This is a genomic window from Streptomyces sp. NBC_00075 (assembly GCF_045041225.1).
Lineage (GTDB): Bacteria > Actinomycetota > Actinomycetes > Streptomycetales > Streptomycetaceae > Streptomyces > Streptomyces adonidis.
In genome coordinates, this window is sequence record NZ_CP108243.1 from 1,281,568 (window position 1) to 1,303,953 (window position 22,386).

At 69.6% G+C, this 22,386-nt stretch carries 19 protein-coding genes and 1 riboswitch; of the genes, 1 reads left to right on the plus strand and 18 read right to left on the minus strand.

Annotation, left to right across the window (positions count from 1 at the left end; genetic code table 11):
* Positions 1-113: 113 nt before the first annotated feature.
* The 5 genes from OG787_RS05635 to OG787_RS05655 all read right to left on the minus strand — a co-directional run bounded on the left by OG787_RS05635 (position 114) and on the right by OG787_RS05655 (position 7,391).
* Positions 114-899: an SGNH/GDSL hydrolase family protein gene (locus OG787_RS05635; RefSeq protein ID WP_235479798.1), complete on the minus strand. Its 786-nt coding sequence runs from the start codon at positions 897-899 to the stop codon at positions 114-116.
* 122 nt (positions 900-1,021) lie between these two features.
* Positions 1,022-1,753 carry a DUF6250 domain-containing protein gene (locus OG787_RS05640; RefSeq protein ID WP_369030966.1) on the minus strand — a complete coding sequence of 244 codons (732 nt, stop codon included), beginning with the start codon at positions 1,751-1,753 and terminating at the stop codon, positions 1,022-1,024.
* Positions 1,750-3,630, minus strand: a complete 1,881-nt coding sequence (locus OG787_RS05645; protein WP_405534451.1) for a hypothetical protein — start codon at positions 3,628-3,630, stop codon at positions 1,750-1,752. The genes OG787_RS05640 and OG787_RS05645 overlap by 4 nt, the downstream gene beginning before the upstream one ends.
* Before the next feature lie 212 nt (positions 3,631-3,842).
* Positions 3,843-4,835 carry a peptidoglycan DD-metalloendopeptidase family protein gene (locus OG787_RS05650; RefSeq protein ID WP_405534452.1) on the minus strand — a complete coding sequence of 331 codons (993 nt, stop codon included), beginning with the start codon at positions 4,833-4,835 and terminating at the stop codon, positions 3,843-3,845.
* A 4-nt stretch (positions 4,836-4,839) separates the two neighbouring features.
* Positions 4,840-5,017, minus strand: a riboswitch (cyclic di-AMP (ydaO/yuaA leader).
* Positions 5,018-5,309: 292 nt separating this feature from the next.
* A complete protein-coding gene (locus tag OG787_RS05655; RefSeq protein WP_405540425.1) occupies positions 5,310-7,391 on the minus strand; it encodes an alpha-galactosidase in 2,082 nt (693 codons plus the stop codon).
* A 169-nt stretch (positions 7,392-7,560) separates the two neighbouring features.
* On the opposite strand from OG787_RS05655, the gene OG787_RS05660 reads away from it, so the two are divergent.
* The gene (locus OG787_RS05660; protein WP_369030969.1) at positions 7,561-8,358 is read left to right on the plus strand and encodes a tyrosine-protein phosphatase; all 798 of its coding nucleotides are present in this window, start codon (positions 7,561-7,563) and stop codon (positions 8,356-8,358) included.
* Between the two features lie 21 nt (positions 8,359-8,379).
* Here the strand turns inward: OG787_RS05660 and OG787_RS05665 are convergent, their stop codons facing one another.
* The 13 genes from OG787_RS05665 to hpnC form a co-directional block, all read right to left on the minus strand.
* The gene (locus tag OG787_RS05665; protein WP_369030970.1) at positions 8,380-8,502 is read right to left on the minus strand and encodes a DUF6126 family protein; all 123 of its coding nucleotides are present in this window, start codon (positions 8,500-8,502) and stop codon (positions 8,380-8,382) included.
* The gene (locus OG787_RS05670; RefSeq protein ID WP_369030971.1) at positions 8,499-9,122 is read right to left on the minus strand and encodes a helix-turn-helix domain-containing protein; all 624 of its coding nucleotides are present in this window, start codon (positions 9,120-9,122) and stop codon (positions 8,499-8,501) included. Before OG787_RS05670 ends, OG787_RS05665 begins: the two co-directional genes overlap by 4 nt.
* 90 nt (positions 9,123-9,212) lie before the next feature.
* The gene (locus OG787_RS05675; RefSeq protein ID WP_369030972.1) at positions 9,213-10,622 is read right to left on the minus strand and encodes an aspartate aminotransferase family protein; all 1,410 of its coding nucleotides are present in this window, start codon (positions 10,620-10,622) and stop codon (positions 9,213-9,215) included.
* The gene (gene dxs, locus OG787_RS05680) at positions 10,619-12,544 is read right to left on the minus strand and encodes a 1-deoxy-D-xylulose-5-phosphate synthase (protein ID WP_369030973.1); all 1,926 of its coding nucleotides are present in this window, start codon (positions 12,542-12,544) and stop codon (positions 10,619-10,621) included. The genes OG787_RS05675 and dxs overlap by 4 nt, the downstream gene beginning before the upstream one ends.
* Before the next feature lie 42 nt (positions 12,545-12,586).
* A complete protein-coding gene (gene ispG, locus OG787_RS05685) occupies positions 12,587-13,744 on the minus strand; it encodes a flavodoxin-dependent (E)-4-hydroxy-3-methylbut-2-enyl-diphosphate synthase (RefSeq protein ID WP_369030974.1) in 1,158 nt (385 codons plus the stop codon).
* Positions 13,745-13,748: 4 nt separating this feature from the next.
* A complete protein-coding gene (hpnH, locus tag OG787_RS05690; RefSeq protein WP_369030975.1) occupies positions 13,749-14,771 on the minus strand; it encodes an adenosyl-hopene transferase HpnH in 1,023 nt (340 codons plus the stop codon).
* A gap of 5 nt (positions 14,772-14,776) precedes the next feature.
* Positions 14,777-15,412 (minus strand): 1-hydroxy-2-methyl-2-butenyl 4-diphosphate reductase, encoded by a 636-nt coding sequence (locus OG787_RS05695; protein ID WP_369030976.1) that lies wholly within the window; start codon positions 15,410-15,412, stop codon positions 14,777-14,779.
* Positions 15,412-17,403 carry a squalene--hopene cyclase gene (gene shc, locus OG787_RS05700; protein ID WP_369030977.1) on the minus strand — a complete coding sequence of 664 codons (1,992 nt, stop codon included), beginning with the start codon at positions 17,401-17,403 and terminating at the stop codon, positions 15,412-15,414. Before shc ends, OG787_RS05695 begins: the two co-directional genes overlap by 1 nt.
* A 112-nt stretch (positions 17,404-17,515) precedes the next feature.
* Positions 17,516-18,583, minus strand: a complete 1,068-nt coding sequence (locus OG787_RS05705) for a polyprenyl synthetase family protein (protein WP_369030978.1) — start codon at positions 18,581-18,583, stop codon at positions 17,516-17,518.
* Positions 18,584-18,645: 62 nt separating this feature from the next.
* Entirely contained in the window at positions 18,646-20,073 is a 1,428-nt protein-coding gene (hpnE, locus tag OG787_RS05710) for a hydroxysqualene dehydroxylase HpnE (protein ID WP_405534453.1), read from the minus strand.
* Positions 20,070-20,210 (minus strand): DUF6380 family protein, encoded by a 141-nt coding sequence (locus tag OG787_RS05715; protein ID WP_405534454.1) that lies wholly within the window; start codon positions 20,208-20,210, stop codon positions 20,070-20,072. The genes hpnE and OG787_RS05715 overlap by 4 nt, the downstream gene beginning before the upstream one ends.
* Entirely contained in the window at positions 20,210-21,160 is a 951-nt protein-coding gene (hpnD, locus tag OG787_RS05720) for a presqualene diphosphate synthase HpnD (RefSeq protein WP_405534455.1), read from the minus strand. Before hpnD ends, OG787_RS05715 begins: the two co-directional genes overlap by 1 nt.
* Positions 21,157-22,062, minus strand: a complete 906-nt coding sequence (gene hpnC / locus OG787_RS05725) for a squalene synthase HpnC (RefSeq protein WP_405534456.1) — start codon at positions 22,060-22,062, stop codon at positions 21,157-21,159. Before hpnC ends, hpnD begins: the two co-directional genes overlap by 4 nt.
* Positions 22,063-22,386 lie beyond the last annotated feature (324 nt).

Here is a 22,386-nt window from a genome sequence, read left to right on the forward strand (position 1 = left end):
GGCAACCGAAGGCCGCGCACCCGCACCCGCACCCGCACCCGCACCCGCACCCGCACCCGCACCCGCACCCGCACCCGCACCCGGGCAGTGCCCCGAGCCCTAACCCGAAACCCTCACGCGACCCACTCGATCCGGCTCTTGATGTCGTCCGGCGACAGACTCCCCTTCGCCGTCACATGGTCCCCCGACGACTCGCCCCGCAGCCGCCGCCCGATCCACGGCACCAGATACTCCCGCGCCCAGTGGACGTCGTCGCGGCGGATCTCCAAGGTGCCTCGGGGAGGCAGTGCGGGCCAGGGCTGGTCCGGGTCGGCCGGGATCTCCAGGCCGAGGACCTGGCCCGCGCGCAGTGCCACGCGTGTGTGGCCCTCGGGCGAGAGGTGCAGCCGGTCGCCGTCCCAGGCCCTGCGGTCCTGGATGGTCTTCAGGGACCACAGATCGAGCACCGGACAGCCGTAGCGGTCGGCGATGGCCCGGATATGGCCGTTGTACGTGGCGATCTTGCCCCGCATGTGCTTCAGCACGGGCACGTTGCGGGTGTCGAAGCCCGTCGTCACCATGACCGTGCCGACCACCGAGGTGAGATCGACGATCGCCCGCTCGAAGCGCTCGGCGAGTTCGTCGGGGTCGCTGCCGGGCCGGATGATGTCGTTGCCGCCCGCACAGAACGAGACCATGTCGGGCGCCAGTTCCTTGGCCTGCGGAAGCTGCTCGGCCACGATCTGGTCGAGCAGCCTCCCGCGTATCGCGAGGTTGGTGTAGTCGAAGTCGCCCTCCGGGCGCCGGTCCGCGAGCAGTACCGCGAACCGGTCGGCCCAGCCGACGAACGCCCCGTCGGGGCCGGGGTCGCCGACGCCTTCGGTGAAGCTGTCCCCCACCGCCACGTACGACCCGATCACTGCTCTGCTGCCATTCTTCGAATCGTCTGCCACATCGGTCCATGATTCACCTAGCGATGTGAGCTACGCGACCGTAGGAAAGGGTTGACTCGCGGTGAGATAAGCCACTCGTCAAGTATTGGTCAACCCGGAATAACAGGGAGACGCAGCTCACGGACGCTGAAATCGGTGATCCGGAAGTGACTCCACGTCGTACGGAAGGCGAAGTGCCCACTCGTGTACGGCTCCGGGTCGCTGTAGTCGAAGACGAGCCGCCCGTTGTTCCACCAGCGGACCGTCGAACCGGCCGAGACGATCCGCACCCGATGCGGCTCGTTCGGGACCAGCAGCGGCTCCGTGTAATCGTAGATCAGCGGGCGCACACCGGCCTCACCGACGTAACGGCGCAGCCTGGTCGTCGTGTTGGTGTTGGCGCCGTAGCCGACGTAGTACGTCTTGAGGTAGTCGTACTCCGCGAGGGCGCCGCCCCGAGGGGTGGCGAAGAGGTCGTCCGGGGAGCGGACGTCGACGGCGTTCCAGAAGTTGTTCAGGTCGGACACGCGGTCGTTGACCCCGCCCGCCGAGACCGGCGTCGCCGTGTACTCGATGACGTACGGGCCTTGCAGCTTCCGCTTGAACCAGATCGTCGCGCCGCTCGGTACGTCGACCTCCAGCACGCCCCGGGCCGCCGTGACGCTGCCGCCGTCCTGGAGTTCGACGGCCCACTGGCCCAGGCCGTGCCGGAAGTCGTCGCGGGCGATGAGCCGTCCGCGGTGGTGGTGGACCGGCGAGGCACTCGCCTGGCCGGCCGGGGCCAGGGCCGCCAGCGCCCCGCCGACGGCCAGGGCTCCGAAGGCTCTACGGGTGGTCGTCACGAGGCAGCTCCCTTGGTGGTCGTGATCGAGGGCTTCGGCACCCTGCGGGTCTCGGTGCCGAGGTAGTAGTCCGTGTACGTCGACTGGAGATAGCCGCGAACGGTCCAGCCAAGGCGGTACGCGGGGTTCTGGGCGAGCGTGTAGACGCGGGTGCTCGTCGGTTCGGTGGTCGTGTAGAGGCGCAGTGCGCTGTGGTCGGCGGTCTCGGCGAGGATCTCCTCGCGCCAGTCGCCGATCAGGTCACCGTAGAAAGGGGTTGCGTTGCGCGGGCCGGAGACGACCTCGGACGGCTCGAAGATCCTCGTGCTCGTCTCGGTCTTAGGATCCCACTGCTCCACGTGCGTGTAGTCGAGGAGTTCGGCCGCCTTGTCGCCGTCCCACCAGATGCGGAAGTTGACGCTCGGCGTGGTCGTGGAGACCTTGCCGTCCTGGACGTTGCGTACGCCCGCGCCGGGGGCCGTGACATCGGCGGTGGAGGTCCAGTACTCGTAGCCGGGGTGGCCGGGGTCGATGTCGGCGGCGTTGCCCCGGCCGACGTCGATGTCGGTGTCGTTCTCCCAGCTCGCGGGGTGCTGCCCGGTCACCAGACGCTCACCGGTGTCGGCGTCGTAGTAGTACCAGGGGAACTTCGGTACGACGCCCAACTCGGCCTGCTGGATGGCGAATCCCTCCAGCCCCGGGCGGTCGGGGTCGAGGTCGGCGATGTCGAAGCGGTCGCCGTGTCCGGCGCCGTCGACGACGTACCGGAGGGTGCCGTCGCTGTTGACCACGTAGTTGCCGTCGGCGATCTCGTCCCGGCCGTCCTGGTCGACGTCGACCGTGCGGATCTGGTGGAAGCTGGTCGCGCCGCTCGCCGCCGGGACCGCGTACTTCCAACGCCTGCTCAGATCCTGGCCGTTGAAGTCCCAGGCCTGGATGAGGATGCGGAACGCACCGCGCCTGGCGCCTACCCGGGTGACCAACTTCGTGACCAGGCTGGGGTGTTCACCGTCGAGGTAGGCGATGCCGAAGTGGCCTCCGGACGGGCCGTCGGCGAACAGGTCGTCGGGCACGGGCTGGCGGGTGCGTTCGGTTCCCGTGGCTCCGTCGATCACCGAAACGAACTGGTCGGCTGGCGAGTTGGCGGTGACCTTCGCTCCGTCCGCGAAGATGGTGCCGTCGGCCGTGTGCACCAGCACCTCGGCCCTGCCGTCGCCGTCGAGGTCGTACACCGTGACGTTGTCGTCGTTGCGGTAGCCGCCGATGGGCGTGGAACCGCTGATCGCCGCGGGGGCAGGGTCGTTGGCGCCGTTTCCGCTGACCTGGGTGTAGGAGCCGGGACCCAGGTCGACCCGCCACAGCCGCTCGCCGGTGAGCGCGTACGCCTCCAACAGGTCGGGCCTGTCCCGGGTTTGGGAGAGTCTGCTGACGACGAGTTCATAGCGTCCGTCGCCGTCCAGGTCGCCGGGCCAGGCGTGCTGCACGCTGTAGCCGTCGGCGGCGGCGAGAGGGATCTCCGCGTAGCCCTTGTCGAACGCGAGGGCCGAACTCGGCCGCAGCTCACGCCCGTTGACGACTGCCCGGACGCTGTAGGCGCCCACGCCCCGACTGTTGTCCTGGTACGTCGTGGACCTGACGATCGGCGCGGTGTTGAGGCGACGCCCACCCTTGTACACGTTGAAGGCGATCGCGTTGCCATGGCGTGCGTACTCGGTGCCGAGCAGCCGCCAGCTGAGGAAGGTGCCCTTGCCCGACGGTACGGCGACCAGGCCTCGGTCGAGGTTCTCGACCACCCGGCGCGGGGGCTCGACCGCGTGTCCGACGGGCGCGGAGAGCGCCCCGGCCGTCAGGATCGCGGCGACGACGGCGCCGGTTCTTCGGCGTCGACTGGAATGCACAGGTCCTCCGTAGACAGTCGCAGAGAGTAGAAAGCGCTTGCGCAGCAACGGAGTTCACTGTGCCCCCACCTTCTCGCCCTGTCGACGCTCCGGGCACACGCGCCACAAGACTGCAATGCGATGATCATGGAAGGACACATACGGACACGCCGAAGGCCGGACCCGGGGATCGGGGTCCGGCCTTCGGCGGATGCTGCCTCGGAGAGCCTGTGTCAGCCGACGGCGACACCCTTCGAGCGGAGGTACGCGACCGGGTCCACGTCGGAGCCGTAGTCCGGGGTGGTGCGGATCTCGAAGTGCAGGTGCGGTCCGGTCACGTTGCCGGTGGCACCGGAGAGGCCGACCTGCTGACCCTCGGTCACGGTCTGGCCGGCCGAGACGGAGAGCTGCGAGAGGTGGGCGTACTGGGCGTAGTAGCCGTCGGCGAGCTTGATGACGACCTGGTTGCCGTACGCGCCGCCCCAGCCCGCGGAGACGACCGTGCCGGCGCCGACAGCCTTGAGGGAGGTGCCGGTCGGGACGACGAAGTCGACGCCCGTGTGGTAGCCGCTGGACCACATGCTGCCCGACACGTGGTAGGCGGTGCCGATGGTGGCGCCTGCCACGGGGAGGGTGAAGCCGCTGGAGCTGCCGGTGTCGGCGGCCTCGGTCGTCGTCGAGGTGTCGGCCTTCGCGCTCTCGGCGGCCGGCTTGGACGTCTCCGTCCGGGTCGACTCGGAGGACGACGTCTTCGACTTCGCCGAAGACGAAGAGGAGGAAGAAGAGGAAGGCGAAGAGGTCGACGCGGCCTTCTTGCCGATCGTCAGCTTCAGACCGGGGTGGATCAGGCTCGGGTCGGCGCCGATGGCGGTCCGGTTGTCCGAGTAGAGCTTCTGCCAGCCACCGCTGACGCTCTGCTCCCGGGCGATCTTCGAGAGGTAGTCGCCGGCCTGGACCGAGTAGGTCCTGACGCTCGCCTTCTTGGCGGCGGAAGGCGTGGAAGCGGCGGCCTTTTCCGTCTTCGCGGAAACGGACTCGGCCGATACGGACTTGGCCGATTCCGAAAGTGAGGAAACGGACTGGGCGGTGGACTCCGCCGTGGCCGCATGGGCGCCGGTGGCTCCCAGAAGCGGCAGTGCGAGAGCCGCTCCGCCGGTTCCGGCAACGGCTATCGAACGGGTGAAACGCTGGGACCTCGGACGGCGGTGCTTACCCTTCGCGGGCATGACGAATTCCTCTCCGTCGCCTGCGAGGTGAGCTGTCGGGTGCGGACTGGAGATGTCCGGCCACGCCTGAACGTGACTTAACCCCAAGCCTGTTCCAGAGACCGGAACAGGCGTTCTACCTGTGGGTCCCCCGCTCCTGCCGTTGTCGGGTGTTCGATGCGGGCTCCGGGCGGCGGCAGGATTGGGCGTCCGTCCGGATTGGTGGCGAACGTAAGCGACCAAGACGCACGGAAACAAGCCTGAGGTTCCCTGTGTACGGGTTTTCTGTGATCCTCCCCAGAATTCCCCGTCACTGTCCGTGAATTACGGATCTTTCCACCCCATGAAGTCCCTTAAAACACGCCGAAATTACGTGAACATGACGGCGACGCACGGTCACGAATATGACGCTGCTCACTCGCCTGATTCACAGCAACCTTTATTCCCAGGCGAGTTGGAACGAAGACGCCATAGAGGCTATATAGGACAGAAGCATCAGATGCGACGCAGCCGGAGAACTGCCGCATCGAGGTCACCCTTGAGGCCGGTCCGCAGTCCGTGGTGCAACAGCACGGCACCTCGGTGGACTTCGCCCGTTTCGCGGCATTCGTACGTCGCCGAGGGGTCGAGTCCGCGCAGCCGCAGCGCCGGTACCGGCTCGCCGTGGTGCTGCGCCTGGAGCCAGGCGAGGACGACGGCCTCGTCCCCGAGCACGTACTGCACAGCGCTCAGTCCGCCGGTCGGCCGCCGCAGCCGGTAGAGGTCTCCGCGCTGCACGACGGACCGGATCTCCTTGTACAGCGCCACCCACTCCCCCGCCTCGGCCAGCTCCTCCTCGGTCCATGTGGTGAGGTCGCCACCGACGCCGAGCACCCCGGCCATCGCGCTCACGAACCGGAACCGCAGCGAGCTGACCCGGCCGTTGAGCTGGGTGTTCGGGCTGTCGGTGACCCACGCGGCCATGACCCGCGCCGGATGGATCTGACTGAAGCCCTCCTGGATGGCGAGCCGGTCGAGCGGGTCGGTGTTGTCGGAGGTCCACACCTGGTCCGTACGGGCGAGGACACCGAGGTCGATCCGGCCGCCACCGCCCGAGCAGGACTCGAAGGCGACGTCCGGGTGGGCGGCCCGCAGGCGGTCCAGCAGGGCGTACAGCCCGTGCACATGGTCGACCCACAGGCGCTGCGGGTAGTCCTCGCCGGGCCAGCCGGCGTCGGTGAAGCAGCGGTTGAAGTCCCACTTCACATAGTCGATCGGGGCGCTGGAGAGCAGCCCGTCGAGCTGCTCCCAGAGGTACTGCCGGACATCCTCGCGCGCGAGGTTCAGTACGAGCTGATTGCGGAACTCCGTCCGCTTTCGTCCCGGTTGGAACTGCACCCAGTCGGGGTGCGCGCGGTACAGCTCGCTGTCCGGGTTGACCATCTCGGGCTCGACCCAGATGCCGAACCGCATCCCCAGGGCGTGCACGTACTCGGCGAGCGGCTTCAGTCCCGCCGGGAAGCGGTCGGGGTTGGGCGTCCAGTCGCCGAGGCCGGCCCGGTCGCTGGTGCGGGTCCCGAACCAGCCGTCGTCCACGACGAACAGCTCGACACCGATCGCGGCGGCCCGCCGGGCCAGCGTCCCCTGCTGCTCCTCGGAGATGTCGAACTCCGTGGCCTCCCAGGAGTTGTAGAGCACGGGCCGGTCCCGGTCGGCGTCCGGCACGACGAACGCGCGCTGGTACGCATGCCACGCCCGGCTCGCCCCGCCGTGCCCGGAGTCGGTCCACAGCCCCGCGAAGACCGGCGTGACGAAGGACTCCCCGGCCGACAGCCGAAGCAGCCCGGAGTCGTCGTACCCCGCCCCGCCGGTGATCTGCACGCGCGCGTCGGGCAGTTGGGCGACGGCGATCCGCCACGACCCGGACCAGCCGAGCGCGCACGCGTACACCTCGCCGCGCTCCTCGGTCGCGTCGGTGTCGAGCGCCACCCAGGGCAGATGCTGATGCCCGGTGTGTCCGCGCCGGCTGCCGATGACCTTCTCACCGTAGGTGAGGTCGGTCCTCACGAGCCGGGACTCGGCGGCCCAGCGCCCGTGCAGCTGGGAGAGGCACCACCCGTCGCGGTCGGGGAGCGTCCAGGTGGCGGAGTCGGCGCGGAGCAGCTCCAGGGGGCCGGTTCCGTCGGGCGCGTCATGGGTGAGGGTCACCCAGCGCTCGACCACGTCGTGGCGCATCCGGTAGTGGAGCGTGATGGCCAGCCCGGTGTCCCGGAACGTCAGCCGGAGCTCGTCGCCCTCCGTCTCGTACGCCTCGAACCGCCATTCGGTGCCCCGGCGCTCGTCGGTCCGCACGGACAGCGCGGGCCGTACGAAACGGGGGCCGCCCTCGACCGGGTACTCCTCGCGGCCGTCGAGCGGGGACTCGAAGGGCCAGTAGTCCGGCAGCGGACGGAGGGCGAGCGCCTCCGCGTCGGCGAGGGCGATCCGCGGGCCCCAGTGCAGATGCAGCAGTTCGTCGTCCTCGGTGAGATGGACGGCGTAACTGCTCGTGGGCCCCGAGAGAAGCCACGTACGACCGGTTCCGGCGATTTCCAGCATCATGTCCCCACAGATCCGAACAGGCACGCTCAAGTCTCAACATCATCCGCGCCAGGGCCCTGGACGGCAACGCCTGTGGATAACTCCTTGGCCCGTTCACCCATGTCGTATCGTCGAAGCGCGCCCGTCGACGAGCAGCGTCCGCGGGGCGGTGTGGGAGGGAGCCCTCGTGACGCAGCAGGTCCCGTCGACCGAGCCCGAGCTGGGCGGCGTACGAAACTTCCGTGACGTGGGCGGACTGCCGACCGTGGACGGCCGGCGGGTGGCGCCCGGGAGGCTGTTCCGCAGCGGTCATCTCGCCCACGCGACCGACGAGGACGCGGCCTTCCTCGGCTCCCTGGGGCTGCACACGATCTTCGACTTCCGGAACGCGGCGGACATCAAACTGGAGGGGCAGGACGTCGAGCTGGCGGGTGTGCGCAACGTGAACATCCCGCTGTCCGACCCGGCGCACGGCGCGGAGTTCTGGAAGATGGTCCGGGACGGCGATCTCGACGAGCTGCGCAGCCTGCTGGCCGACGGCAAGGGCGAGCAGCGAATGATCAACTCCTACCGCGAGATCATCCGGGACCGCACGGCGGAGCACTCCCGGATGCTGCACGCGCTGGCCGAGGACAGTGTCCCGGCCCTGATGCACTGCGCGGCCGGCAAGGACCGCGCGGGGCTGTCCATCGCGGTGACACTGCTCGCCGTCGGGGTGGAGCGCGACGCCATCGTGGCCGACTACATGGAGTCGAACGCGCAGCACCGCCGCTACAAGGTGCGTCGCAACGGCTCCGGCGCCCAGGTCTACAGCCCCGAGGTCCTGGAGCTGCTCAATCCGCTCTTCGGCACCCGGCCCGAGTATCTGACGACGGCCATGGAGACGGTCGAGGAGACCTGGGGCAGCGTCGACAGCTATCTGGCGCAGGGACTGGGTGTCACTCCGGAGACCCGGGAGCGGCTGCGCGAGCGGCTCCTGGACTGAGCCTGCCGCCGCCCGTGCGGACTACTGGTTCGCGCCCACCTCGAACAGCAGGTAGATGAAGGCCGCGAAGACGTGGCCGACCGCGATGTAGATGATCAGCCGGACCCACAGGGCCCGGGGGAACTTCTCTTCCATGTCGGTCATGGCGTGACTCCAGGGGTCGGGCCGAGGCAGAGTCCGGCGGAGGGGCTCTGTAGGAGGGTGTGGACGAAGAGCAGGTCGGTGCCGTCGCGGCCGTCGGCGGCGAGGCGGTGCGGGGTCAGCGAGTCGAAGTGGGCGCTGTCCCCCGGCGCGAGGATGTGCGCGGTGTCCCCGAGGCGCAGCCGCAGCCGCCCCTTGAGGACGTACAGCCACTCCTCGCCGGGATGGACGCGCACGATGTCGCCCTGCGCCCCGTACGGCACATGGACGCGCAGCGCCTGCATCCCGCGTCCGGAGGCACCGGCCTGCCAGTACGACCAGCCGCCGGCGGCCGTCGGCTCCATGTCGGCGGCGCGCACGACGGCGTCCCGGTCGGCGACCGTCTCACCGAGCAGTTCGGAAACCGTCGTACTGTAGATACGCGCGAGCCCGAGCAGCATCGGCAGCGAGGGCTGGCGCTGCCCCGTCTCCAGACGGGAGAGGTGGGCGGGCGACAGCCCGGCGGCCCGGGCGGCGGCCTCCAGGGTGAGGGCGGCCCTGCGGCGCAGCGCACGGAGCTGCGGTGCGACGGCGGGCAGGTCCTCGACCGGCCCGGACTCCTCGGGAAGGCTCATGCCCTCCATTCAGCCGCAGTTTTGCCTCCGGGGCAAACTTCTTGCCTCAGAGGCAAAATCGTTCTGTTCCACTCCCCTCGCCGCCCCGTGCTCCCTCCCCTACCTGTTGGCCACCGCCTGCTTGACCAGCGTCTTTCCGAAGTCCCACATCAGCCCGCTCCCGCCGTGCGCGTCGTCCATCACGGCGGTGAAGGCGTCCACGAACCGGTCCACCTCACGTTCGCCGACGACGAGCGGCGGAATCAGCTTGATCACCTCCAGGTGATCGCCGGAGACCTGGGTGAGGATCCGGTGCCGTTGCAGCAGCGGTACGACGACCATCTGGGCGAAGAGCCCCTTGCGCGCCGCCTGGAGCATGGTCCAACGGCTGCGCAGCTTCAGCGACTTGGGCTTCCCGAACTCGATGCCGATCATCAGGCCCCGGCCGCGTACGTCGGCCAGCAGCTCGTACTTGTCGACCAGTGCCGCCAGCCGCGACCTCAACTGGTCCCCCGTGGCCCGGGCGTTGGCGACGATCTGCTCGTTCTCCATGACCGACAGCACGGCGAGGCCCGCCGCCATGGCCTGGGCGTTGCCCCCGAAGCTGGCCGAGTGCACGAGGACGCGGTCGATCGACGAGTAGACCTTCTTGAAGATCCACTCCTTGCCGAGCGTGGCCCCGACGGGCACATACCCGCCGGACAGCGCCTTCGCCACGCACACCAGGTCGGGCTCGACCCCCTCCTCGTGCTGGTAGGCGTAGAAGTCGCCGGTCCGCCCGAGCCCGGTCTGCACCTCGTCCGCGATGAGCAGCGCCTTGTGCTTGTGCAGCAGTTCCTGGGCTGCGCGCAGATATCCGGGCGGTGCCTCGTGCACGCCCTTGCCCTGGATCGGCTCGACGATCAGGGCTGCCACGTCGCCCTTCTTCAACTCCCGTGCCAGGGCGTCGAGATCACCGAGCGGGACGGCGGTGTCGGGCAGCAGCGGGGCGAAGCCGTCCCGGAAGCCGTCCTCGCCGTTGACGGAGAGGGAGCCGGTGGTCAGTCCGTGGAAGGCGTGCGAGCAGTAGAGGACGCGCGGCTTCCCGGTGGCGTACCGGGCGAACTTGAGCGCGGTCTCCACGGCCTCCGTGCCGCTGTTGCCGAAGAACACCCGGTCCAGATGCGGACTGTGGGTGAGGAGCCGCTCCGCGAGCAGTCCGGGCAGTGGCTGGCAGTCGAAGCGGGTGAGGTCGGCGAGCTGGGCGTCGAGGACGTCGTGCAGCGCCTTGCGGACCACGGGGTGATGGCGGCCGAGGCCCATCACCCCGAACCCGGCGAGCATGTCGAGGTAGTCGGCGCCGTCCGCGTCCCAGAAGTACGCGCCCTCGGCCCGCTCGTAGACCTTGTCGAAGCCGATGGTGTGCAGCATGCGCGGGAGCTGGTGGTTGAGGTGCCTGGCGTGCAGCTCGTAGCGTTCGGCGCCGCGCTCGGCCAGCAGCGCGCCGAGGTCGAACTCCCCCGACGGGGAACCGGGTTCAGCGGTCGTCATTCCTGTTTCTCCTTGGCCTTCCCCTTGGGCGGCTCTTCCTTGGACAGCTCTTCCTTGACGGCCAGCCCGGCGCTGATCCGTCCCGCGATCTCGACGGGCGTGAGGCCGATGTCGGCGAGCACCTCACCGCGCTTGGCGTGCGCGAGGAACTGCTCCGGGATCCCGAACCGCCGTACGGGCACGTCGACATCGGCATCGCCGAGGGCCAGCGCGACCGCCGCGCCGACGCCGGACGCCCGGCTGTTGTCCTCGACGACGGCCACCATGCGGTGTTCGGCGGCGAGGCCCGGCAGCGCGGGGTCGACGGGCTTGACCCAACGCGGGTCCACGACCGTGCAGTTGATGCCGCGTGCCTCCAGCAGCTCGGCGGCCTGGAGGCATACCGGCGCCATCACCCCGACGGCCACCAGCAGCACGTCGGCGGCCTTCTCGGACCGGTGCAGCAGATGCATCCCGCCCACATGGCCGACCGCCTCGATCGCCGGCCCCACGGACTCCTTGGGGAAGCGGATCAGCGTGGGCGCGTCGTCGACGGCCACCGCCTCCCGCAGTTGGGCGCGGAGTTGGTCGGCGTCGCGCGGGGCGGCGATGCGGAGTCCGGGCACGACCTGGAGGATGGACAGGTCCCACATGCCGTTGTGCGACGCTCCGTCAACTCCCGTGACACCGGCGCGGTCCAGCACGAAGGTCACCCCGCACCGGTGCAGCGCGATGTCCATCAGCAACTGGTCGAAGGCACGGTTGAGGAAGGTGGCGTACACGGCGACGACGGGATGCAGACCCCCTGTCGCCAGTCCCGCCGCCGACACGGCCGCGTGCTGCTCGGCGATCCCGACGTCCCACACCCGGTCGGGGAACCGCTCGGCGAACTTGCCGAGGCCCACGGGATGCAGCATGGCCGCGGTGATCGCGACGACGTCGTCCCGCTCCTCCCCGATCCGCACGATCTCGTCGCCGAACACCGACGTCCAGGAAGGCCCGTTGGAGGGCGCGAGCGGCTCGCAGGTGAGCGGGTCCATCACCCCGACGGTGTGGAAGTGGTCCTCTTCGTGCGAGCGCGCGGGCTCGTAACCGCGGCCCTTCTCCGTCAGACAGTGGATGAGCACGGGCCCGTGGAACCTCTTCGCGCGCCGCAGCGCGGACTCCACGGCCCCGATGTCGTGCCCGTCGATCGGGCCGACGTACTTCAGCCCCAGGTCCTCGAACATGCCCTGCGGCGCGAACGCGTCCTTGAACCCCTTCTTCGCGCCGTGCAGCGACTCGTAGATGGTGTTGCCGATCACCGGGGTGCGCAGCAGGACGTCCTTGCCCCAGGCCAGCACCTGCTCGTAGCTGTCCGTCGTGCGCAGGGTCGCGAGGTGGTTGGCGAGGCCGCCTATGGTCGGCGAGTAGGAGCGTTCGTTGTCGTTGACGACGATGATCAGCGGCCGGTCCTTGGCCGCCGCGATGTTGTTGAGCGCCTCCCAGGCCATCCCGCCGGTGAGCGCGCCGTCGCCGATCACCGCGACGACATGCCCCTTCTCGCCCTGCACCTGGCGGGCCTTGGCGAGCCCGTCGGCCCAGCCGAGCGCGGTGGACGCGTGGCTGTTCTCGATGACGTCGTGCTCGGACTCCTCCCGCGAGGGATAGCCGGACAGGCCACCCTTGCCGCGCAGCTTGGAGAAGTCCTGACGCCCTGTCAGGAGTTTGTGTACGTAGCTCTGGTGGCCGGTGTCCCACAGGATGCGGTCGACCGGTGACTCGAAGACCCGGTGGAGCGCGATGGAGAGTTCCACCACCCCCAGGTTGGGCCCGAGATGGCCGCCGGTCCTGGCGACCGCGTGCACCAGGAACTCCCGTATCTCGTCGGACAGTTCACCGAGTTCCGCCTCGGACAGCGCCTTCAGGTCGCGTGGTCCCCGGATGTTCTCCAGAATCGTCACGCTCGGGCCCCCTCTTCTTCCGTACTCATCAGCCCGTACTGATCAGCTCACGGTGACCGCCGGCTCCCCCGACGCGACGCCGTCCTGCTCCATCTGTTCGGCGATCTTCATCGCCTCCTCGATCAGGGTCTCCACGATCTTCGACTCGGGCACGGTCTTGATGACCTCGCCCTTGACGAAGATCTGCCCTTTTCCGTTGCCGGAGGCGACCCCGAGGTCCGCCTCGCGCGCCTCGCCGGGGCCGTTGACCACACACCCCATGACCGCGACGCGCAACGGCACTTCCATGCCCTCCAGACCTGCCGTGACCTGGTCGGCGAGCTTGTACACGTCGACCTGGGCCCGCCCGCAGGACGGGCAGGACACGATCTCCAGCCGCCGTTGCCTGAGGTTCAGCGACTCCAGGATCTGGATGCCGACCTTGACCTCCTCGGCGGGCGGCGCGGACAGCGAGACCCGGATGGTGTCCCCGATGCCCTCGCTGAGCAACGCCCCGAAGGCGACAGCGGACTTGATGGTCCCCTGGAAGGCGGGACCGGCCTCCGTCACACCCAAGTGCAGCGGGTAGTCGCACTGTTCGGCGAGCTGCCGGTAGGCGTTCACCATGATCACCGGGTCGTTGTGCTTGACGGAGATCTTGATGTCCCGGAACCCGTGCTCCTCGAACAGCGACGCCTCCCACAGCGCCGACTCGACGAGCGCCTCCGGCGTCGCCTTCCCGTACTTCTGGAGCAGCCTCCGGTCCAGCGAACCGGCGTTGACCCCGATCCGGATCGGCGTGCCGTGATCGCCTGCGGCCCGCGCGATCTCCCGCACCTTGTCGTCGAACTGCTTGATGTTCCCGGGATTGACGCGAACCGCCGCACAGCCGGCCTCGATCGCGGCGAACACGTACTTCGGCTGGAAGTGGATGTCCGCGATCACCGGGATCTGCGACTTGCGCGCGATCGTCGCCAGGGCGTCCGCGTCGTCCTGCGTCGGGCACGCCACGCGGACGATCTGGCAGCCGGACGCGGTGAGTTCGGCGATCTGCTGGAGCGTGGCGCCGATGTCCGACGTACGCGTCGTCGTCATCGACTGCACGGACACCGGGGCCCCGCCCCCGACCGCCACCGGCCCGACCTCGATGCGCCGGGAGACCCGGCGCTCGGCGATCGGACGGACCGGTACCTCGGGAACGCCCAAGGAGATGGCGGTCACGACGTCACTCCCTGTTCCCGGCGACGGTCTCGCGCATGGCTCGCAGCGACTCCTTCAGGGACCCCATGGTGGCCATGACGGCCGTCGGCTCGTACCCGCAGTGCGCCATGCAGTTGGCACACCGGTCGTCCTTGCCACGGCCGTAGGAGTCCCAGTCGGTCTTCTCGATGAGGTCCTTGTACGTGGTCACGTACCCGTCGCTCATCAGGTAGCAGGGCTTCTGCCAGCCGAACAGCGAGTAGTTCGGGATCGCCCACGCCGTGCACGGGAAGTCGGCCTTGCCCTCCAGGAAGTCCAGGAAGAGCGGGGAGTGGTTGAGCCGCCAGCGCCGCCGGTTGCCGCCGCCGAAGGCCTTCTTGAACAGCTCCCGGGTCTGCTCGACGCCGAGGAAGTGCTCCTGGTCGGGGGCCTTCTCGTAGGCGTAGGCGGGCGAGATCATCATCTCGTCGACCTGGAGCTCGTCGTTGAGGAAGTTGAGCACCTCGATGACGGTCTGCGGGGTGTCGGTGTTGAAGAAGGTCGAGTTGGTGGTGACCCGGAAACCGCGCTTCTTCGCCTCCTTGATGGCGGCCACGGCCTCGTCGAACACCCCCTCCTTCGCGACGGACTCGTCGTGCCGCTCACGCAGACCGTCGATGTGCACGGCGAACGCGAAGAACGGCGAGGGCTTGAACTTGTCCATCTTCTTGCGCAGCAGCACGGCGTTGGTGCAGAGGAAGACGTACTTCTTCTTCGCCACCAACTGCCGCACGATCTCGTCGATATGAGGGTGCATCAGGGGTTCGCCGCCCGCGATGGACACCATCGGCGCCCCGGACTCCAGCACCGCACCGACCGCCTGGGCGACCGGCATGCGCTGCTTGAGCACACCCGCCGGATGCTGGATCTTGCCGCAGCCCTCGCACTTGAGGTTGCAGGCGTAGAGCGGTTCGAGTTCGACGATCAGCGGGAACTTGTCCCGCTTGCGGAGTTTCTGTTCGGCCAAATATGTAGCGATCTTGATGGTCTGGCGGAGCGGCATGGCCATCTGACTCACCTCCTGGGGAGCAGCAAGGAACGGTGCCATTCGACAAATGCTGGAAGGACCGAACGAAGAACGCGGAAAGCCGATATTCCACCGCGTACCGTGCCGATCCGGACGAGTTCATGTTCTGGAGCGTCCACGACCACCCGTACGGCCGCAACCGGGCGCACGCCCGTGCGCACGGCGCTGTGGAGCGTGGCCGCCGATTCCATGTCGACCGCGATTGCGCCGGTCGCAAGCAGATCCGACCGTTCGTGACCTCGTACGACGTGGTCGGAGCCGGTGAGAGGGCCGGTGTGGACGGTGCGCCCGGGTACGGCACGCACCAGTTCCCTGACGAGAAGTTCGACGCCGTCACAGCGCGTGACGCCGCGTGGATCCCGGGTCTCCTCGGCGACCACCAGGTCACCGGGGTGCATTCCGGGGGCAAGTCCCGCGCAGAAGCCCGTGGCCAGCACGACGGCGTCGCGCAGCGCCGGGTCGGCGAGGGCCCGGGTGACGGCCGCCTCGGCCGCCTCGGGCCCCATGCCCGTACGCAGCACGGTGACGGGCCCGTCGCCGCGGGTGCCCCGGCGCAGGGCGAGCCGTTCGATGCCGAGCGCGCAGGCGATCAGCAGCGGGGCCGGCTCGGGCTTCCTGTCCATCAGCCCCCCTTGGCGTCGGCGAACGGCTCTCCGTGGACGTACCGGCCGAGCGCGGTGAGCGGGAAGACCTGGCGGTAGAGGTGGTAGTTGATCGAGAAGTCCCAGGGGAAGCCGGTGCCGGTGAAGTACGGCTCGTCCCAGGAGCCGTCCGGCAGCTGGGTCGCGGCGAGCCATTCGACTCCGCGTTCGACGGCCTTGGAGTCGTGCTCCCCGGCGGCCAGCAGGGCGAGCAGCGCCCAGGCCGTCTGGGAGGCGGTGGAGGCACCCCGGCCGCTCCAGCCCTTGCTGTCGTTGTAGGAGCGCAGGTCCTCGCCCCAGCCGCCGTCGTCGTTCTGGACCTTCTCCAGCCAGTCCACCGCGCGCCGGATCGCCGGATGTGCGGCGGCCAGACCTGCGGCGGTCAGCGCGGGCACCACCGAGCCGGTGCCGTAGACGTAGTTGACTCCCCAGCGGCCGAACCACGAGCCGTCGGCCTCCTGTTCGGCGAGCAGCCACTCGATGCCGCGCCGGGTGCGCGGATCGTGGGACATGCCCTCGACGGCGAGCATCTCCACGACATGCGCGGTGACGTCGGCGGACGGGGGGTCGATGACCTCGCCGAAGTCGCAGAACGGCAGCTTGTTGGGGAGCGGGCTGGTGTTGTCGACGTCGAAGGCACCCCAGGCGCCGTTCTTCGACTGCATCCCGAGGTTCCAGCGGACCCCGCGCCCGATGGCCTTCTCGACCCGCTCCGGATCGTGGTGCCGGACGCGGCGCAGTGCGAGGACGACCTCGGCGGTGTCGTCGATGTCGGGGTAGTTGTCGTTGTGGAACTCGAACGCCCAGCCGCCCGGCGGGAGTTCGGGCCGGCGTACGGACCAGTCGCCGGGCCGGACGATCTGCTCGCCCAGCATCCAGTCGGCGGCCTTGACCAGTTGGGGGTGGTCGGCGGGCACACCCGCGTCGGCGAGGGCGATGACCGCGAGGCAGGTGTCCCACACCGGCGACTGGCAGGCCTCGATCATCCGGGCGCCGTCCTCGCGCCACACCGTGAAGCGGTCCAGGGACTCCAACCCGGCCCGCATGACAGGGTGTTCGAGGTCGTAGCCGAGCAGGTGCAGGGCGATCACCGAGTAGACGGCGGGCGGCTGGATGCCGCCCCAGCAGCCGTCGTTCTCCTGGCGCTCGATGATCCAGCGGGCGGCGGCGTTCATGGCGGCCTTGCGCAGCCTGCGCAGCGCGACCTTGCGGTAGCCGTGCAGGGCCTTGTCGAGCCGCTGGAAGGCACCGTCCCAACTCACCAGCGGAGCAAAGGACTTGCCCGGGTTGGGCACCTCGGGGTCGGTGTGCAGCTCGTCGAGCGGGAAGGGCGCCGGACGGACCGGACGCTTGGCGCTGACGATGGTGAGCGGCACGATGGTCTGCCGGGCCCAGCAGCCGAAGTCGTAGATGTTGAGCGGCATCCACTTCGGGAAGTAGATGAGTTCCGGCGGGAGTTCGGGGAGGTCGTCCCACTTCCACCAGCCGAACAGGGCCAGCCAGATCCGGGTGAAGACCCGGGCGGCGGCGATGCCTCCCCGGTCACGGATCCAGGCGGACGCCTTCGCCATGTGCGGCGCGTCCGGGGCGTCCCCGGCCAGCCGCAGGGCGACGTACGCCTCGATAGTGGCGGAGAGTTCGGCGGGTCCGCCGTAGAAGGTGGCCCAGGTGCCGTCGTCGCGCTGCTCGCCGCGGATGAACAACGCGGCCGCCTGGGTGGTCTGTTCGTCGCGGATGCCCAGGAACTGGCGGAGCAGCAGATCCTCGGCGTCCATCGTGACGTTGGTCTCGAGGTCGCCCTTCCACCAGCCCTGGGCGTCCTGCCGCGCGAGCAGATGTTCGGTGGCGCGCCTGACGGCACGCGCGGCGGCATCATGAACCCCTGCCGCCACTGGGGCGTCGGTGTCGGTTTCGCTGGCCGAGGCAGCGCGGGGCTGTAGTGCCCCGGTGCTTCCGTCGGTCGTCGCTGTCATGGCTTCCCCTTCGTGCAGTGGATGTCTCTGCTGTGGGTCCGCCGTCGGCCGATGCGCCGCTGGAACGCGGCGCCGGCCGGCGACTACGCGAGGCTTATTCGACCGATAGTGATCATCTCTTTCGTACGACGACGAAGTCGGCGAGCGCCTTGAACTGCGCACGCACCCGGTCGGGCATGTCGATCGCGTTCAGCGCGTCGACGGCGATGGTGTGCTGTCGGCGCGCCTCCTCGGCGGTCCACTCCCGGCCGCCCGCCTGTTCGATCAGGGCGGCGCGGACGGCGAACTCCTCCTCGGAGAAGTTCTCGAAGTCGCTGCTCTTCGCGTCGGCGGCGAGGAGTTCGCCGAGTTGTTCGGCGGCCGGGCCGCTCGCCGCGAGGGCGGCGACGACGGGCAGGGACTTCTTGCGCTGGCGCAGATCGCTCCAGGTCTGCTTGCCGGTGGCCTCCGGGTCGCCCCAGATGCCGAGGAGGTCGTCGACGGCCTGGAAGGCCAGGCCGAGGTGGTAGCCGTACTTCTCCAGGGTGTCGGCGGTGCGGTCGTCCGCTCCGCCGAGTACCGCGCCGATGGAGCTGGCGCAGGCGAGCAGGGCGCCGGTCTTGTTGCCCTCCATCTCCAGGCACTCCTCGACGCTGACGCGGTCGCGGTGCTCGTAGGAGATGTCCTGCGCCTGGCCGTCGATGAGGGCGCGGGTCGCGGTGGTGAGGCGGCGGGTGGCACGCCCTGCCTCTACGGTGCCGAGTTCCAGGAGGATCTCGTTGGCCAGCGCGAACAGGGCGTCGCCGACGAGGATGGCCTGGGCGGGGCCGTGCACCTTCCAGACCGTGTCGCGGTGGCGGCGCTGTTCGTCGCCGTCCATCAGGTCGTCGTGCAGCAGCGAGAAGTTGTGCACCAGCTCGACGGCGACCGCACCGGGGATGCCGACCTCGGGGTCGGCGCCGGTGACCTCGGCGGACAGGACGGCGAGCGCGGGGCGTACGGCCTTGCCGCCGTCGCCGGCAGCGGGCCTGCCCTGGGCGTCGATCCAGCCGAAGTGGTAGGCGGAGACGGTGTCCATAGGGGCCGCGAGACGGTCGATCGCCGTCCGCAGCACCGGAGTTGCCAGGGTCCGGCCGCGCTCCAGGAGCGCGGTCACGTCCACTACGTCGGCAGCCTTCGGGGCCGGGGGCACAGTGGGCACAGTCTCTCCTCTTGATGCGGTGCTGGGGGTGCGGTGACCTGCCGCGTGCTGATGATCGAGCATCAGGCTGCCTCCTCCACGTCGAAGAGGTGGTGGCGGGGCCGGCCCAGGGCGCCCAGCGCGGCGCCGGCCGCACTGACGCCGCTGCGGACCGCACTCTCCATGGTCGCGGGCCACCCCGTGGCGGTCCACGAACCGGCCAGGTACAGGCCGGGGGTCTTGGTGCGGGCGCCGGGCCGCAGCCGTCCGACGCCGGGGGTGGGGGCGAACGTCGCTGTCCGCTCCCGGGTGACGAAGAAGTCCCGTACCTCGGCGCCCCGCGCGCGGGGCAACAGCCGCTCCAGCTCCGGCAGATACCGCTCGCGCAGCGCCGCCACGGGTTCGTCGATCTCGTTGTGCGCCGCCGACTGCGACAGCGCCAGGTACTGGCCGTCGCCGCCGAGCCCGGACGCCTCGGTCCGGTCGAACACCCACTGCACCGGGCTGCCGAGCGCCGCGAGGAACGGCGTGCTCAGCACCTTCCGGTCGTACACCACATGCACGTTGAGGATGGGCGCGGTGCCGATCTCCAGCAGTCGCTCGGGGGCGTCGAGCGCACCCGCGGGCAGAAGATCGTGCGCCTCCTGCTGGGCCACGGCGAGCACGACGGCGTCCGCGTCGAGCGTCTCGCCGGGAACCTGAACGGTCCAGCGGCCGTTCTCGCTGTGTTGGATGGTTTGGATGGAGGTGACGCGTGTACGGACTTCGGTACGCACGCCCGCGGAGTCGAGCGCCTTGCGGGCCAGAGTGTCGTGCAGTTCGCCCAGCGGGACGCGCGCCCAGCCGATGTCGGCCGCGCCCGGGTCGGACAGCAGACCGGTCTTGAACACCATCGCGGCGAGCCCGAGGGACGAGTCCCCGGCCACCGCGTTGAGGGTGGCGACCCCCACCAGGTCCCACAGTGCCTCGACGGCACGCGGCGACTGACCGTGCGCGGCCAGCCAGCTGCCGAAGTCCTGTGCGTCCAGCGCCGGGTCGGCGAGGTCCAGTGCCTTGAGCGCGACTGCGGCACGCCCTACTCTGGCGCGCTCCGCGAGCGAGAGGTGCGGATACGTGGCCAGGCTGCGCCCGAGATGCAGAGGTACGGGCAGCGGATCGCGCCGAAGTCTGCCCAGGCGCCGTCCGGCGGGTTTCGCCACGTCGACGACCGGCACGTCGAGACGTGCCTGCACCGGGGCGAGTTCGGCGGCGTCGATGCGGTCGAGGAACCAGCGGTAGGCGGTGCAGCAACGCAGGTACACATGCTGGCCGTTGTCGACGGTGAGTCCGTCGCGCTGGAAGGAGAAGGCGAGCCCGCCGAGCCGCGGCCGGCCTTCGAGCAGGGTGACGCGGACCCCGGCGTCGGCCAGGGACAGTGCCGTGGTGATGCCCGCCAGTCCGCCGCCGACCACCACGGCGGTCTTCTCGCCGTGGTGGCCCGGACGTTCTCCGGGCTGCGTACCGTCGCTCATCGCGCACTCCCCCCTGTGCACCCGCCGCGCCGGATGGACGCCGCACGGCAGGCCGTTGAAGTCAGGGACGCCGTCCCCGACCGGAGGGTTGCGCGCCGTTTCGTCTCGGTCACATCACCTTGGGACGAATTGTCCATCAGGCCCGCCTCCTGACGGTCCGCCGGGAGACATACCGGGCGTCCAGACCGGACAGACCGCGCACCGCGACGTACGCCTTCTCGCGTCCGGGCAGCGAGACCCGGCCGCGCAGCACGGCCTCCGGCTCGCGTTCGATGCGGTCGAGGAGCCGTCGGTAGATGCCGGCCATGGCGGCGACACAGGCGCCGCTGCGCCGGTCGAGCATCGGCAGCAGCCGGTAGCCCTCGGCGAACAGGGCGCGGGCGCGCCGTACTTCGAAGTGGACGAGGCCCGCGAAGTCGGAGCCCTCCGGCGGGTTCGGCCCGTTGAACCCGGCCGAGCAGCCGAACTTGGCGAGGTCGTCGGAGGGCAGATAGGTCCGCCCGCCCTCGGCGTCCTCGCGGACGTCGCGCAGGATGTTGGTGAGCTGGAGCGCGAGCCCCAGCGTGTCGGCGTACTCCGAGGCGCGTTCCGCTCCCCGCGCGCCCTTCTCCGTGCCGAACACGCCCAGGGACAGCCGCCCGATGGCCCCGGCCACACAGCGGCAGTAGACCTTCAGGTCGTCCCAGGTCTCGTAGGTCTCACCGCGTACGTCCATCAGGACGCCGTCGATGAGTTCGTCGAGGCCGCCGAGCGGGATCGGGAAGTGCGTCCCCGCGTGACTGAGGGCGACCGCGACGGGATCGGTGTCGTCCTCGTCGACCGCACCCTCGCGCACCCGGGTGAGCAGTGCTCTGGTGTCCTCCAGTCGTGCCGCCTTGACCTCGGGGGCCAGTGTGCCGTCACCGATGTCGTCGACGCGCCGCGAGAACGCGTACAGGGCGGACATGGCGCGCCGCTTCGGCGTCGGCAGCAGTCTGATGCCGTACGCGAAGTTGCGGGCCTGCTGCCCGGTGACGGACTCGCAGTAGGTGTAGGCGGCGAGTACCGGTGCGGACACGTGTGGTTCCGACTCCACGGTCCGGATCACCCCTCTCCTCGCAGGGTTGTGCCCACCTGGCGCAGCAACTGGATCCTGCCGGGCTTGGGCGGGCCGGGAAGTACGTCGTATTCGGCGGCGGCGATCGCTTGGATTGCCGCTTTTCCCCCCGCCACGAAACCCGCGAGCAGCAGCTTCAGCCTGCCGTGGACGCTACCCACGAGGGGGGTGCCTTCATTCAGCAGGTCACGCGCGCGTTCCGCTTCGTATGCGATCAGTGCGCGCACCGACGCTCCTGCGGTGGGGACGGCGAGATCCGCCTCCTGGACGTGAAAGCGCTTCATGTCCTGGGCGGGCAGATAGATCCGGTCGCGGCCGAGGTCCTCGGCGACGTCCTGGAGGTGTTCGACGATCTGGAGGGCCGTGCACACGGCGTCCGAGTGGCGGATCCGCTCGGGTGTCGCGGTGCCGGTGACGGCGAGGACGAGGCGACCGACGGGGTTGGCGGAAAGCTCGCAGTAGGCGAGGAGGTCGTCGTACGTCTCGTACCGCTTGACCTGCTGGTCCTGGCGGTTGGCGGCGATCAGGCCGAGGAACGGCTCGGGGGTGAGGGCGCGGCGGCGCACCGTCGGCCGGAGCCGGCGCAGGAGGGGGTGGTGCGGGGTACCGTCGAAGACTCTGCGCAGGTCGGTCTCGAAGGCGTCGAGGAGGGCGAGCCGGTCGTCGGCCGCTTCGGGGGCGACGCCGAGCAGCCGGGCGTCGGCGCCGCCGGGGGCCAGGTCACCGTCACCGATGTCGTCGACGAGGCGGGCGAAGCCGTAGACGGCCATGAGGTCGGTGCGCCAGGCCTTGGGCAGGAAGAACGGTGCCACGGGGAAGTTCTCGTCCGCGGCCTTGTCGAGCGTGCCGCGCTCCGGGTCGGCGGCGGTGCGCGCATGACCGGTCGCCGTCACCGTTCACTGCCCGGGGCGGGGACGGCACACGCTGTGGGGAGCTGGGGAGTTTCCGTAGCCATCGCCGTCACATCTCCCGTTCTACACTGCTGACCCAATGGGCACTATTTCGGACACGCCGCCCAGCCGTCCGCGCGGCGGTCCGATGCCGGGTGTCGCGCGGTATCGCCCTACTTGCCGCGATTCAGCACTGGTACAGCTTACGTTGTACAACGCGGCGTGGTCCGTCGGGGTGTCCTGCGCATCACAAGAACGAACCGATTGGCGTCAAGATTCCTGGGGCGGGCCGGAGTTGACGTTTCCTTTGCAGACGCGGGGCCCCGC

Bases quoted from the DNA above. Each gene is read 5' to 3' on its own strand.
- hpnH (WP_369030975.1), bottom strand. From the start codon at position 14,771: ATGGCCATGCCGCTCCGCCAGACCATCAAGATCGCTACATATTTGGCC.
- OG787_RS05695 (WP_369030976.1), bottom strand. From the start codon at position 15,412: ATGGACAGGAAGCCCGAGCCGGCCCCGCTGCTGATCGCCTGCGCGCTC.
- hpnE (WP_405534453.1), bottom strand. From the start codon at position 20,073: ATGAGCGACGGTACGCAGCCCGGAGAACGTCCGGGCCACCACGGCGAG.
- OG787_RS05715 (WP_405534454.1), bottom strand. From the start codon at position 20,210: ATGGACAATTCGTCCCAAGGTGATGTGACCGAGACGAAACGGCGCGCA.
- OG787_RS05670 (WP_369030971.1), bottom strand. From the start codon at position 9,122: ATGGAGGGCATGAGCCTTCCCGAGGAGTCCGGGCCGGTCGAGGACCTG.
- shc (WP_369030977.1), bottom strand. From the start codon at position 17,403: ATGACAGCGACGACCGACGGAAGCACCGGGGCACTACAGCCCCGCGCT.
- OG787_RS05665 (WP_369030970.1), bottom strand. From the start codon at position 8,502: ATGACCGACATGGAAGAGAAGTTCCCCCGGGCCCTGTGGGTCCGGCTG.
- OG787_RS05655 (WP_405540425.1), bottom strand. From the start codon at position 7,391: ATGCTGGAAATCGCCGGAACCGGTCGTACGTGGCTTCTCTCGGGGCCC.
- OG787_RS05650 (WP_405534452.1), bottom strand. From the start codon at position 4,835: ATGCCCGCGAAGGGTAAGCACCGCCGTCCGAGGTCCCAGCGTTTCACC.
- OG787_RS05675 (WP_369030972.1), bottom strand. From the start codon at position 10,622: ATGACGACCGCTGAACCCGGTTCCCCGTCGGGGGAGTTCGACCTCGGC.